The following is a 13,470-nucleotide window of genomic DNA, read 5'->3' on the forward strand; positions in this document are numbered from 1 at the left end:
GGGGGGCGAGATCAGGACCGGCATCTTGATATGGTTCAAGAATGCGGCGTGCAAACATACCAGTGGAATCCTCAATAGGGTTAGCCACGAGGGCGGTGCGCTTGACGCCCCGGCGTGCTTCCCTGCAAACCCGCTGCGGCGGGCCCCCGATTTCTGTTACAAGGCATGGTTGAGCACGCGGATGTAGCGCACGACCCGCCCTGACGATCGCCACGCGTCCCGGCGGGGTTCCATCGATCGACATGGTTCCAGATGCCGGCTCTCCCCATCCTCAGAGGTTTCTCGTTCGGCGCTTGCTGGCTTCGGCGCTGCGCCGTCCTGCTCTTGCTGGTCAGCGGGTGCGCATGGGGGCAGCCTGTGGCCGCATCCTCGATGGGGGACGCGTCAACCCGGTCTTCGCCCGCGGTGCTCATCCTTTCGGGCCTGCAATACGGCTTGCCGGTTCCCGAGGCGCTGATTCGCGGCGCCGTGGCGGTGCTGCGAGAGCGGGGTGTCAGTCAGACCGACATCTACATCGAGCACCTCGACCTGGGACGCTTCAGCGCCCCGGATCCGTCGCCGGCGGTGGCCGCGCTGCTGCAGCAGAAGTACGCGGGCAAGCACATCGGGCTGATCGTCGCGCAGAACCAGGCCGCACTGGACTTTCTGGCTGACGCCGGTTACGGGTTGCTGCCCCCCGGTTTGCCTGTGCTGGTCACGTTTGTGGGGGCGCCGCCCGCGCGGTGGCGTGGGGCGCCGCATCGGATCGTGCAGGTGAGCGACCAGTATGACGTGGCCGGCACGGTGCGCCTGGGTCTGACGCTGTTCCCGCGCACACGCCGGGTGGTCGTGGTGGCGGGCGTGGGGCGCCCTCAGGCTGCGCTGCCCACCGAGGTGGCGCAGGCGGTGGCGGCACAGGGCCATCGCGCCGAGGTCGAGGACACCGCGTCACTCACCCATGAGGCCATGCTGGAGCGGGTGGCCACGCTGCCGCCCGACACCCTGGTCGTGCTGGCAGCCTACTTTCAGGATCGGAGCGGACGTTCCTTCGTGCCGGTGGCGGTGGCCGCAGAGGTGGCCAAGCGGAGCAACGCGCCGGTGCTCGCGCTGTACGACGCCCACATCGCGACCGGACTGGTCGGCGGCTCGGTGCGGGTCACGGAGGCCGTGGGGCGGCGGGTGGGTGAAATCGGGGCCGACCTGCTGCGTGGTGCGCCGCTGCCTGAGCCCGGCGCACCGGTGCTGTCCGTGCCGCCCCGGCCCGTGTTCGACTGGGCTCAGGTGCAGCGCTGGCGAGGCGATCCCGCCCGCTTGCCGCCGGACACGGTGTTCCTGAATCGCCCGCACACGCTGTGGAGCGAGTACCGCCCCTTCGTCATGGCGTCCACGGCGATCATCGTGTTGCTGACTGCGCTGCTGCTCGCGCTGGTCTACCAGAACCAGCGCCGCAAGCGGGCCGAGCACGCGCTGCGACGACACCAGCAGCAGTTGGAAACCCTGGTCGAGCAGCGCACCGCCGAACTGGCCCGGGCCACGCGCACCGCCGAGAACGCGAGCCAGGCGAAGAGCACCTTTCTGGCCAACATGAGCCACGAGATCCGCACGCCCATGAACGCCATCATGGGCATGTCCCACCTGCTGCTCAGGACGGACATCGGGGCGCATCAGCGCGCGTACGTGCAGAAGATCCAGACGGCGAGCCAGCATCTGCTGGGGCTGCTCAACGACATCCTCGACTATTCGAAGATCGAGGCCGGCGAGTTGGCGGTCGAGCACATCGAGTTCGGCTTCCGACAGGTGCTGGACGACGCCACTGCGCTGATCGCCGACAAGGCGTCCGACAAGGGGCTGGAACTCATCACCCACATCGACCCCCGCATCCCTGAACGGCTCGTGGGCGATCCGTTGCGGTTGGGCCAGATGCTGCTCAACTATGCGAACAATGCGGTGAAGTTCACCGCCCGCGGCGAGGTCGAGATCCGGGCGCAGATGCGCGAAGAGACCGACCGCGAGGTGGTGCTGTACTTCTCCGTCCGGGACACGGGCATCGGGCTGACGCCGGCCCAGTCGGCCCGCCTGTTCGAGCGTTTCCAGCAGGCCGACAGCTCCACCACGCGCCAGTACGGGGGAACCGGGCTGGGCCTGGCCATCACCCGACAACTGGCCACGCGCATGGGCGGCGAGGTGGGGGTTGAGAGCACGCCGGGTGTGGGCAGCACGTTCTGGTTCACCGTCCGGCTGGGCAAGGGTGAGCAAGCGGACCCGGTGGCGCAAGCGCTGCGCGCCGACCTGCACAACGCCACGACCCAGCCACGACAGGCGCCGGCTGAAGTCGAGGAGGCCGGGGTGGCCGAGGAGGCACCCTCTCTGGTCGGCGCGTCGGTCTTGCTGGTAGAAGACAGCGAACTGAACCAGGAAGTCGCCAGAGCCTTGCTGGAGGGGGCTGGCGTGACGGTCGATCTGGCCTGCGACGGTCAGCAGGCCGTGGAGAAGGTGCTGGCCCGCGACTACGACCTGGTCCTGATGGACATGCAGATGCCCGGCATGGACGGGCTGGAGGCGACGCGCCGCATCCGCGCGAGTGGTCAGCGAGCCGGTCTGCCGATCATCGCGATGACGGCCAACGCCTTGGACGCCGACCGCGAAGCCTGCTTGCAGGCCGGCATGAACGACCACGTGACCAAGCCGATCCATCCGGCGCGTCTGCTGGACACGCTGCGGCAGTGGATCCGACCGCGCCCCGGCTGAGCGTTCTTCAGCCCTTGTGCTCGGCGGTGTCGAAGATCGACATGAAGCCGCCGAAGATCATGCGCTTGCCGTCAAAAGGCATGTCCATCTTTTCCATCTCGGGGTCTTCCATCATCTTCTTGTTGGCGGCGTCGCGCACCTCTTTCGACGGCCACTCGATCCACGCGAACACCACCGTCTCGTCCGGTTTGGCGTCCACCGCGCGCTTGAAGTCGGTGACCTTGCCGTCGGGGACATCGTCGCCCCAGCACTCCACCTGGCGAATTGCGCCCAGGTGCTTGAACTTCTCGTGGAACTGCTGCGCGGCGGCGCGGTAACGCTCGCGACCGCCGGAGGGCACGGGGATGACGAAGCCGTCGATGTAGCTCATGGTGCTTGCTCCTGCCGAGGTGGTGGTAAATGGGGTTAAGGCTCATGGAGTGAGCCTGTGTGGCCATGGCCCGCAGCGTCGCACCCCGCCCCACGGGCGGTGAACGCCAGCCCGAACGCGACGCCCAGTGTCCAGGGCGATGCCGACCCTGTCAACGCTGAGGGCGTCGTGTCCGGGCGTCGCGTCATCGGCGTCGCGCCAGTGCCTTCTGGTACGCGCGCATGGCCGGCGTCGCTGTCGACCCGTGCAGCAGCACCGACAGGGCGATGGTGGCCAGCACGGCGTGGGCCACGGCGGTCAGTTCCCCCGTGATGGCACCGTGCGTCACCGCGAACATCAGGTAGTACATCGAGCCCACGCCCCGCACGCCGAACCAGGCCGCAAAGCGCCGTTGCGCTGTGGTGAGCGAAGAGCGCACGGTGGTCAGGTAGATGGCCACCGGCCTGATCACGAAGACCAGCCCGAAGGCCACCGCCAGGCTGAAGGCATTGAATGTGGCGAGGGACAGCAGGCTGCCGATGATCAGCATCACCGTCAGCTCGGCAATTTTTTCCAGGTCGAGCGTGAAATCGAGCACCTCCTTGGCCATGTAGGCCGAGGCCATCGTCGGGCTGGCCTCGGCCGAGGGCCCCAGGTCCTCGACGCCGTCGTCGGGCGCCCTGGCCCGGTCGCCTGCTGTGCCAGGCTGGCGGTCGTCGCTGTCGGTCCGTTCGAACTGACGCACGGCCAGGCCGGCCGCGAACACCGCAAGAAAGCCGTAGGTGTGCAACAGCAGTGCCAGGCCGTAGGTCAGGGCGATCAGGCCGAGCGTGAAGAAGCTCTCCATGCCGAAAGCCTGGGATTGCTCGCGCCGCAGGTGGACAACGACGCGACTGAAGAGCAGGCCGGTGAGCCAGCCCAGGCCCAGGCCCCCGGTCGTCGCCCACACGAGGTCCACCGCAACCCAGCGCAAGCCCCAGGCCCCCAGGTCATGCAAGCCCATCAGGCCCAGCGCCAGCATCACCATCGGAAACGCCGCGCCGTCGTTGAGCCCGCCTTCGCCGGTCAGGCTGAAGCGCAGCCCGTCACGGTCTCGGGGGTGCGCCACTTGCACGTCGGAGGCCAGCACCGGATCGGTGGGGGCCAGCACGGCGGCCATCAGCACGGCGCTGCCCAGCGACAGGCCCAAGCCCATGCCGAGCGCGGTGACCAGCCCGACTGTCACCAGCATCGCCAGGGTGGCCATGCGCACCGGGGCACGCCACAGGCCATCCTTCAAGGGCGCGCGCAGGCGCAGGCCCACCGCAAAGAGCGAGATGAGCACGGCGATCTCGGTCAGCACCTCCAGCAACCCGGCGTCGCGAACCAGTTCCAGATCGATGAAGGCAAAGGCCTGTGGACCGAGCAGGTAGCCGCACAGCAGGTAGATGGCCGAGGTGCCGACGGGCAGTTTGCGCCTCAGCGTGTCGGTGAGCCCGATGACCACCAGCAGCACACCGATGACCAGGCACCATTGCATGAACATGCGGGACCCGGGCAACCCGCATGCCCGCGGCGATCAGGGGGCCGGGTCCCGCGTGGCGATCGGCGCGGCGGTCGCGGCGCTGTCCACCGCCTCGTCCAGACTGGCCTCGCGCACGGCCGCCCGGGCCAGCAGGTGCGATGACACGGGCAGCGTCGCGAGCAGGAAGCCGACGGTGAGCAGCAGGCGCCAGGTCCAGGCGCCATCCTGGGCGATCAGCATGGCGCCCGTGCACACCAGGGCCAGGGCCAGGGTGCCGGCTTTGGTCGCGGCGTGCTGCCGCGCCAGCGCATCGGGCAACACGATCACGCCCCATGCGGCGATCACCAGCAGCACGGCGCCGGCGGCCAGCAGCACACAGCCCAGAAGCACGAGCATCATGGCCGTGGCTCCTGTGTGTCGTGGGGTGCCGACCGCTCGATGAGCCGGGCCCAGCCTGCCGTGCCCACGAAGCCGACCAGGGCCAGGCCCATGCCCACGTCGAGGAACACCGTGCGCGCCGTGGCCAGCGAGGCGGCCACGCACAGCGCCACGGCGGCGGCCAGGAAGATGTCCAGCGCGACCACGCGGTCGGCATGGCAGGGCCCGCGCACGATGCGCACCGAGGCAATCAGCGTGGCGAGCAGGGCCAGGGCCGTCAGCAGCGCGATGGCGACCGTCAGCATCGTGCCGGAGGACAGCGCGTTCATGCCGCCACCCCGAACCAGGCCAGCAGCGGGGGCTCGAAGCGGCGTCGGATGGTCTCCACGGCCGCGCCCGCGTCGCGCGTGTCGAGCATGTGCAGCACCATCTGCCGCCGGGGCAGGTCGATGTCCACCACGGTCGTGCCCGGCGTGAGCGAAATCATGCAGCCGAGCAGCGCCGCGCCCTGGGCGTTCATGGGCGCGAAGTCGATGCGCACAAAGGCTGCCGGCGGCGGGGCGCCGATGGCCAGCCCGTGGCGCGCGATGGTGCCGACCGTCTGTAAGCCGGAGGTGACCATGGCCACGGTGAAGCGCCAGGGCAGGACGATGGCGGCGGTGAGCCTGTTCATGCAGTCAACCTCCTTCTCGCGTGGGCCCCGTCATCGCCGGCCCAGGGTGGCGGCCGCCTCCTGGGCGAACGCGATGAGGGGGTGCGGCGCCAGGCCGATGGCCAGCGTGATGGCGGCCAGCCCGACTGTGGCCATCCAGGCCGGGCCCAGGGCGGCCTGACGGGGCTGCCACGCCGCACCGTCGACGCCGGCCTGGGGATGGGGCTTCCAGAAGGCTTCGAGCCAGATCTTCATCATCGAGTACAGCGTCAACACGCTCACCAGCAGCGCCAGGGCACCCCAGAGATACCGTCCTTGCTCGAAAGCCGCCTGCAGCACCAGCAGCTTGGCCCAGAAGCCGGACAAGGGCGGCACGCCCACCAGCGACAGTGCCGGCACGGCAAACAGCAGCGCCAGTGCCGGTCGCGCCTGCGCCAGCCCCCCGATGAGCCGCAGATCGTGGCTGCCCGCCAGCGCCGCGATCATGCCGGCGATCAGGAAGAGGTTGGCCTTCACGATGATGTGGTGCACCGTGTAGAACAGCGCAGCGGCGTGGCCATCTGGCCCGTCGAGCGCCACGGCCAGCAGGATGTAGCCGATCTGGCTGATGATGTGGAAGGCGAGGATGCGGCGGATGTCCCAGTGGTACGCCGCGCCCAGCACGCCGGCGACCATGGTGGCCGCTGCGACCCAGCCCAGGGCTTCCGACCAGTTGGCGCCGGCCGGCATGAACACATCGCCCAGCGTGCGCAGCACCGCATAGACGCCCACCTTGGTCAGCAGCCCGGCGAACAGGGCCAGCACCGGCGTGGGCAGGGTCGGGTAGGACGCCGGCAACCACGCGTACAGCGGGAAGGCCGCCGACTTGAGCAGCAGCGCCACAGCGAGCGCGGCCAACAGGGCGTGCAGCAGCGCAGGGTCCACGGCCCGTGCGGCCGCGGCGAGCGCCTGGTAGTTGAGGTGGCCGGTCGCGGCATACAGCAGGCCCACGGCGGCCAGCAGCAGCAGCGTGCCGAACAGGTTCAGCCCCAGGTACTTGAAGGCCGCGTCGAGCTGGTCGCGTCGCCCGCCCAGCGCGATCAGGCCCAGCGCGCAGATCAGCATCACCTCGAACCACACGTACAGGTTGAACAGGTCGGCGGTGCTGAAGGCCCCGGCCACGCCGGCCAGCGTGCCGGGCACCAGGGGCAGCAGCAGCGGGTGCGTCGGCGTGGGGGCGGCTTCACTCGCCATGAACAGCAGCACGGCTCCCCCCATCAGCGCCGTCACCAGCACCAGCGCGCCCGACAGCCTGTCGAGCTCGAAGGCGATGCCGTACGGGACGGGCCAGTTGCCGAAGTGCACGCCGACCGAGCCGGTCTCGGCCACCTGCGCCACCAGCCAGAGCGCGGCCGCCAGGAAGGCGAGGGCACCGGCTGCACTCAGGCCCTGCTGCAACCTGGGGCGCTCGCCCGTGAAGGCCGTCAGGGCCGCGGTCGCCAGCGGGATCAGCACCGGGGCGGTCACCAGCACGCTCATGCGCGGGTCCCCCCGTCGGTGGACAGCGGGGGCTTGACCGGGTCGGTGGCCGGCGGCTCTGCCAGCCGCAGCGCCAGGGCGTCGTCGGTGCCCACACGTCGGACCATCTGCATGACCAGCACCAGGGCGAAGCACATCAGCGCAAAGCCGATGACGATGGCCGTGAGCACGAGCGCCTGCGGCAGGGGGTTGGCGGCCTCCTGCAGGGCCTGCTGACCGACTTCGATGATGGCGGGCCGCTCGGGCCCGAGCCGGCCCGCAGCGAGCAACAGCAGGTTGATGGCGCTGCCCAGCAGGGCCAGGCCGACCACGCAGCGCAGCACGTCGCGCGACAGGGCCAGGTAGAGCCCGGTCGCCAGGGTGATCCACAGTCCGAACGCCACGGCCCAGATCATGGTGCCTCCTCCTTCGCATCCTGATTGAGCAGCGCCACGGCATAGCCTCCGAGCGCGCCCCAGACGGCCAGGTACACCCCCAGGTCGAAGACCAGCACGGTGGACACCGGCACGTCGGTGAAACCCAGCGGCAAGGCGCCCCACTGGTGCGTGAGGTAGGGCTGGCCCAGCGCCCATGCCGGCAGGCCCGACACGAGGCCCGTCAGCACGCCCAGCGCCGCCAGGCGCACGGGCGAACGCAGGGGCAGCCGCTGCGTGGCCGCGTCGGGCCCATGGGCCAGGGCCCACAGCACCGTCGCGGTCACGGCCAGCAGGCCACCGATGAAGCCGCCGCCGGGCTCGTTGTGGCCGCGCAGCAGCACGAACACCGATGCGGCGAGGATGACGGCATACAGCGGCCGGGCCACGACCTCGAGGATGAGCGGTTGGCGCTTCATGGCGTGTCTCCTGGCTCACGTGATGAGCGGCTGGCCCGCAGCAGCGGGATGGCGGCGAGCAAGGACAGCATGACCACCGTGATCTCGCCCAGCGTGTCGAGCGCGCGGAAGTCCACCAGGATGACGTTGACCACGTTGCGGCCATGTGCGGCCGGCACGCTCTCGGCGCCGAACCAGCGCGACACCGTGTCGTCGAACGGTGTGGCCACCGTGAGCAGCATCAACGCGGTGAGCACGGTGGCAAACGTCAGCGACAGCACCAGGGCCAGCGGGCGCCATGCCGGTTCGGCCACGCTGTCGGCCTTGCCCTGACGCTGCAGGGCCAGCAGCACGGCGGCCACGACGATGACGAACACGGTTTCCACCACCACCTGGGTGAAAGCCACGTCCGGGGCGCCGGCAAACAGGAAGAGCACGGCACTGCCATAGCCGACGAGGCCCGTGCCCAGCAGCAGCACCATGCGCTGCCGCAGCGAGGCCGCAGCCAGACAACCGAGGGTCATCAGCAGCACGGCGCCGGACACGCCCACCGAAGGCGCCGACCATGCGGGCCAGGACAGGTCGGGCAGGCTGGCCAGGAGCGGCAGCCCCACCGCCACCACGGCCGCGGCCGCCGCCAGGAACATGTAGCCGGGCGAGCGCCCGTGCTGCAGCGTGCGCGTGGTCACGGCGGCGATGCGGGGAATCCAGCCCAGCGAGCGCTCGTAGTGCGCCGCGAAACCGAACACCGCCAGCCGCGCCGAACCGGCGGCCACCACGCGGTGCAGGGGTTCCCACAGCAGGAACACCGTGGCGCCCAGGCCGAAGGTGACCGCAAAAGACGACAACTCGGGCCCGAGGACCTCGGCGAGCTGGGCCAGCACCGGCTCGTCGCCTGGCGTCATCGCCACGCCGGCGGCCTGGAGCATGGGCTGGGCCCACATCGGGAACAGGCCCAGCACGACGCCGCACAGGGCCAGTGCCAGGGGCGGGAGGACCAGCGCCGGGCCGCCGTCCAGCCTCCCTGGCGCGTCGGGCGATGTGTCGAGGCCGGTGTCGGGAGGTCTCTCGCTGACCTCGTGCCAGAACACCCGCACGGCCGCGACGCCGGCCACGGCGACCGCAATCGCCGAGAACACGGTGTTGGCCAGCGGCACGAAGGGCAGCACGTCACCGGTGGCCTTGGCGTTCGCGATCAGCGCCTTGACCACGTAGCCGAAGGACAGCGGGATGCCTGCCATCGACATGCCGGCCAGCGCGGCACAGAGGGCGGTCCACGGCATGGCGCGGCGCAGGTGGCCGAGCCGGTCGATCAGGCGCGTGCCGGTCGCGTGGTCGATGTTGCCCGCCACGAAGAACAGCGGTGCCTTGTACAGCGCATGCGCCAGCAACAGGGCGCCCACGGCCACCGCAGCGCCTTCGCCGGGCATGCCGACCAGCGCGACCAGCGTGCCCAGCGTGGCCACCGTGGACCACGCGAGGATGCGTTTGAGGTCGCGTTCGCGCAGCGCCAGGACCATGGCCCACGCTGCCGTGATGGAACCCGCCCCCTGCAGCAGAACCTGCCACATCGGCCAGGTGTCGAGCCCCGCGTCCAGCCGTGCCATCAGGTAGACACCCAGCTTCACCATGGTGGCCGAGTGCAGGTAGGCCGACACCGGCGTGGGCGCGGCCATGGCGTTGGGCAGCCAGAAGTGGAAGGGGAACTGCGCGCTCTTGGTGAAGGCCCCGGCCAGCACGAGCAGCACCCCCGCCGTCAGCACGGGCGAGGCCGGCGTGGCCGGCAGGCGCTCCACCAGCGTGCCGATCGAGGTGGTGCCCACGGCCTGGCTCAGCAGGATCAGGCCAGCCAGCAGGGCCAGGCCGCCCGTGCCCGTCACGAGCAGGGCCTGCTGCGCCGACTTGCGGCTGCCGGTCTGCGTGTGGTCGAAGCCCACCAGCAGGAAGGACAGCACACTGGTGGCCTCCCAGAACAGGAAGAGGCTGAACAGGTCGTCGGCCGTCACGCAGCCGATCATGGCCAGCATGAACAGCGTCAGCAGCACGTACAGCCGCCGCTGCCCCGGATGGCCGGCCATGTAGCCGCCGGCGTACACGAACACCGCCGTGCCCACGCCCGTGACCATCAGCAGCATCAGGGCCGCGAGGCCGTCGATGCGCCAGGCCAGCCGGATGCCGAGCGCCGGCACCCAGTCCAGGCTGCCGGCCAGGGGCAACGCTGTGTGCAGCAGCAACGAGAGCACTGCGAGCAGCGCCGCCAGCGGCAAGGCGGTGAAGGCGGCCCGGGCCATCAGGCCCAGGGTGGGGGCGTCGGGGTGGTGGGAGGCCTGTCCCATGCTCAGGTGGCCTCCCGGCGCAGCAGCGTCACACCGAGGGTGACGATGGTCAAGGGCACGACAAAGCCCAGCATGGCGTCACCGAAGGCGTCCAGCCCGGCGTGGCGCTGTGCCGCCATCACGAGGTAGGCCACGTAGGCGACGTAATAGGCCAGGAACAGGACCCCCTCCCAGCGCGCGATCTCGCGTCCGGTGACGAACACCGGCACGCAGGCCACCAGCGTGGCGAGCATCACCCACAGGTCGAACTGGGCGACGTTTGGCGGCAGCGACAGCCCCTGCGGCGAGCCGATGCCGGCCACCACGGCGCCCAGGCCGATCACCCCGAACAGGTTGAAGACGCAGCTGCCGACCACGTTGCCCACCGCGATGTCCCGCTCGCCCTTGATGCTGGCCATGACCGAGGCGGCCACTTCGGGCAGGGAGGTGCCGGCGGCAACGATCGTCAGGCCGATGACCACCTCGGACAGGCCGAGCGCGCGCGCCACGGCGACGGCGGCCTGGACCAGCCAGTCGGACCCGAGCACGAGCAGCGTCAGCCCGGCAACGATGAGGACGAGCTGGGCCGGCAGGCGGGCATCCCAGCGGCCGGGCTGCACGGGAGGCAGGTTGTCGGCGAACTCGCCCGGGCCGGTCGTGGCGGACTCTGCACGCGACTGGCGCACGAGGAACACGGTGTACGCGAGCAGCAGGCCCAGCAGCAGGGCGCCGTCGAACAGACCCAGCACGCCGTCAAGCCCCAGCACGATGAGCAGCACCGCGCCGCCGATCATGATGGGCGCCTCCTGGCGGATGACCTGCCGGTGCACGGCCAGCGGCGTGATCAGGGCGGCCAGGCCCAGGATGAACAGCACGTTGAAGATGTTGCTGCCCACCGCGTTGCCGACCGCCAGCCCGCCCTGGCCCGACAGCACCGCGCCGGTGGACACCGCCATCTCGGGCGCGCTGGTGCCGAAGGCCACCACCGTCAGGCCGACGACCAGCGGCGACAGGCCCAGTCGCAAGGCCAGCAACGAAGCCCCTCTCACCAGCAGGGTCGCACCGACCACCAGGGCCACCAGCCCTGCAATGAAGAGGATGAGCGTCATCGTCCGTGGGTCCTCCTGGCGTGTTGGGACAACGTGCGTTCCGACCCATTCTGCACCGAGTCCGTTGCCGACAGGTGCATGGTTCTTTCAGACCATGCCATGCGGTCAGGGGGCATGCAGGCGCGTCATGCCCGCTCTCTAGGCTGTGCAGCCGATCCGATCCCGTTCTCGCTGTTCCCGCTTTGCCAAGGAAGCCCTTCATGCGCACCACCCTGATCGCCGCTGCGGCGGCCGCAGCCCTGCTCGCGCCTGCTGCGTTCGCCCAGACCTGCTCGCCTGCGGATCCCTCGCCCACCGTGGTGCTCGGCAGCACCGACTCGGGCGTGCCCAACCGTTTGCTACCCTCCGGCTGCAGCATCGACGACCTCATCCAGGACGAAGTGCAATGGGGCAGCCAGGCCGGCTTCCTCACGCATGTCTCGAACGTGACCTTCGGGCTGATGCGGGATGGCCGTCTCAGCGTCGCCGAGCGTGCGCGCCTGCTGCAGGCCGCCCAGACTTCGAAGATCGGCACGACGATCACGGTCAAGGTGATCGGCTTCAACGACTTCCACGGCTACATCAAGGGCGGTGAAGGCTCGTCGAGCAACCCGGGCGTTGCCCGCATGGCCACGCGCATCGACGAACTGCGCGCGAAGAACCCGCTGAACGCGGTGGTGTCGGCCGGCGACATGGTGGGCGCCAGCCCGCTGACCTCGGCGTTGTTCAAGGACGAGCCCACCATCGAGGCCATGAACCGCATCGGCATCGACTTCAATGCCACGGGCAACCACGAGTTCGACGAAGGCAAGGCCGAGCTGCTGCGCCTCAAGCAGGGCGGCAACCACCCGACCGACCCGTACTCCGGCAAGGGCCTGCCGCAGGATCTGAGTGCCGATGGCGAGTTCGCCGGGGCCCGCTTCGACTTCCTGTCGGCCAACGTGGTCGACACCACCACGGGCAAGACCGTGTTCCCCGGCTATGGCGTCAAGCGCTTCCTGGGTCACAAGGTGGCCTTTGTCGGCATGACGCTGGAGGCCACGCCCACCATCGTGTCGCCCGCGGGCGTGGCCGGGCTGCGCTTCGACGACGAGGCCGACACCGTCAACGCGCTCGTGCCCAAGCTGAAGGCCGAAGGCATCGAGGCCATCGTCGTGCTGATCCACGAAGGCGGCTTCGCCTCGGGCGGTATCAACGGCTGCAGCGGCGTGTCGGGGCCCATCGTCGACATCGTCAAGCGCCTGGACCCGGCCATCGACCTGGTCGTGTCCGGCCACACGCATGCGGCCTACAACTGCCTGCTGCCCAACAGCGCGGGCAAGCCTGTGCGCGTGACCTCGTCGGGTCAGTATGGTCGCAACCTCACCGACATCGACCTGGTGATCGACACCCGCACCCGCGACGTCGTGTCCACCACGGCCACCAACATCGCCACCGGCACGACCACGGCCGAGGCGGCCTACCTGACCGACCTGGTGGCGCACTACGACGCGCTGGCCGCCGTGCCCAAGGCGCGCCCGATCGGCGTGATCACCGCGGCCATCAGCCGCACGGCCAACGATGCGGGCGAGTCGGCCCTGGGTGATGTGATCGCCGATGCGCAGCTGGACGCAACCGACGACGCCGGTTTCGGCGAGGCGGTGGTGGCCTTCATGAACCCGGGCGGCATCCGCGCCGACCTGCCGTACAACGCCGGTGGCGTCGTGACCTATGGCGATGCCTTCACCGTGCAGCCCTTTGGCAATTCGCTGGTGACGATGACACTGGACGGCGCGCAGATCCGCACGCTGCTCGAGACCCAGTTCGCCGGCTGCAATGGCCAGACGCAGGACCGCATCCTGCAGGTCTCGCGCGGCTTCAGCTACAGCTGGTCTGCCAGCGGCAGCTGCGGCGCGCGCATCAGCGCCATCACGCTGAACGGCACGCCGGTGCAGCCGGCCTCGCGCTACCGCGTCACGGTCAACAGCTTCCTGGCCGACGGCGGCGACGGCTTTGCCGTGCTGCAGCAGGGCGAGGCGCGCCTCGGCGGCGCGGTGGACACCGACGCCTTCGAGGCCTACCTGCAGGCCAACCCGGCCGGTGTGGCCCCGGGCGCCCAGAACCGCATCAAGCGCCTGCCCTGAACGTT

General features: G+C 69.9%; 12 protein-coding genes. 2 read left to right on the plus strand and 10 right to left on the minus strand.

Annotated features, from left to right (window positions below; genetic code table 11):
- Nucleotides 1–372 precede the first annotated feature (372 nt).
- Nucleotides 373–2,727: a response regulator gene (locus QZ709_RS20320; RefSeq protein WP_294639359.1), complete on the plus strand. Its 2,355-nt coding sequence runs from the start codon at nucleotides 373–375 to the stop codon at nucleotides 2,725–2,727.
- Nucleotides 2,728–2,734: 7 nt separating this feature from the next.
- Here QZ709_RS20320 and QZ709_RS20325 read toward each other — a convergent pair whose 3' ends face one another.
- From QZ709_RS20325 to QZ709_RS20370, 10 genes are all read right to left on the minus strand, one after another.
- Nucleotides 2,735–3,097, minus strand: coding sequence for a DUF1428 domain-containing protein (locus QZ709_RS20325; RefSeq protein ID WP_294639360.1), 363 nt, complete (start codon nucleotides 3,095–3,097; stop codon nucleotides 2,735–2,737).
- Between the two features lie 184 nt (nucleotides 3,098–3,281).
- Entirely contained in the window at nucleotides 3,282–4,601 is a 1,320-nt protein-coding gene (locus QZ709_RS20330; RefSeq protein ID WP_294639361.1) for a cation:proton antiporter, read from the minus strand.
- A 33-nt stretch (nucleotides 4,602–4,634) separates the two neighbouring features.
- Nucleotides 4,635–4,979: a monovalent cation/H(+) antiporter subunit G gene (locus tag QZ709_RS20335; protein ID WP_294639362.1), complete on the minus strand. Its 345-nt coding sequence runs from the start codon at nucleotides 4,977–4,979 to the stop codon at nucleotides 4,635–4,637.
- On the minus strand, nucleotides 4,976–5,287 hold the full coding sequence (locus QZ709_RS20340) for a monovalent cation/H+ antiporter complex subunit F (protein WP_294639363.1): 312 nt from the start codon (nucleotides 5,285–5,287) through the stop codon (nucleotides 4,976–4,978). The genes QZ709_RS20335 and QZ709_RS20340 overlap by 4 nt, the downstream gene beginning before the upstream one ends.
- Nucleotides 5,284–5,631, minus strand: a complete 348-nt coding sequence (locus QZ709_RS20345) for a Na+/H+ antiporter subunit E (RefSeq protein ID WP_294639364.1) — start codon at nucleotides 5,629–5,631, stop codon at nucleotides 5,284–5,286. Before QZ709_RS20345 ends, QZ709_RS20340 begins: the two co-directional genes overlap by 4 nt.
- 30 nt (nucleotides 5,632–5,661) lie before the next feature.
- Nucleotides 5,662–7,128, minus strand: a complete 1,467-nt coding sequence (locus tag QZ709_RS20350) for a proton-conducting transporter membrane subunit (protein WP_294639365.1) — start codon at nucleotides 7,126–7,128, stop codon at nucleotides 5,662–5,664.
- Entirely contained in the window at nucleotides 7,125–7,523 is a 399-nt protein-coding gene (locus QZ709_RS20355) for an NADH-quinone oxidoreductase subunit K (RefSeq protein WP_294639366.1), read from the minus strand. The genes QZ709_RS20350 and QZ709_RS20355 overlap by 4 nt, the downstream gene beginning before the upstream one ends.
- On the minus strand, nucleotides 7,520–7,960 hold the full coding sequence (locus QZ709_RS20360) for an MnhB domain-containing protein (RefSeq protein ID WP_294639367.1): 441 nt from the start codon (nucleotides 7,958–7,960) through the stop codon (nucleotides 7,520–7,522). The genes QZ709_RS20355 and QZ709_RS20360 overlap by 4 nt, the downstream gene beginning before the upstream one ends.
- A complete protein-coding gene (mbhE, locus tag QZ709_RS20365) occupies nucleotides 7,957–10,275 on the minus strand; it encodes a hydrogen gas-evolving membrane-bound hydrogenase subunit E (protein ID WP_294639368.1) in 2,319 nt (772 codons plus the stop codon). The genes QZ709_RS20360 and mbhE overlap by 4 nt, the downstream gene beginning before the upstream one ends.
- 2 nt (nucleotides 10,276–10,277) lie before the next feature.
- Nucleotides 10,278–11,363 carry a calcium/sodium antiporter gene (locus QZ709_RS20370; protein ID WP_294639369.1) on the minus strand — a complete coding sequence of 362 codons (1,086 nt, stop codon included), beginning with the start codon at nucleotides 11,361–11,363 and terminating at the stop codon, nucleotides 10,278–10,280.
- A gap of 200 nt (nucleotides 11,364–11,563) precedes the next feature.
- Here QZ709_RS20370 and QZ709_RS20375 point away from each other — a divergent pair, with 200 nt between their 5' ends.
- A complete protein-coding gene (locus QZ709_RS20375; protein ID WP_294639370.1) occupies nucleotides 11,564–13,465 on the plus strand; it encodes a bifunctional metallophosphatase/5'-nucleotidase in 1,902 nt (633 codons plus the stop codon).
- The last annotated feature ends 5 nt before the right edge of the window (nucleotides 13,466–13,470 follow it).

Origin of the sequence: uncultured Aquabacterium sp. (genome assembly GCF_913773725.1) — a bacterium.
Lineage (GTDB): Bacteria > Pseudomonadota > Gammaproteobacteria > Burkholderiales > Burkholderiaceae_C > Aquabacterium.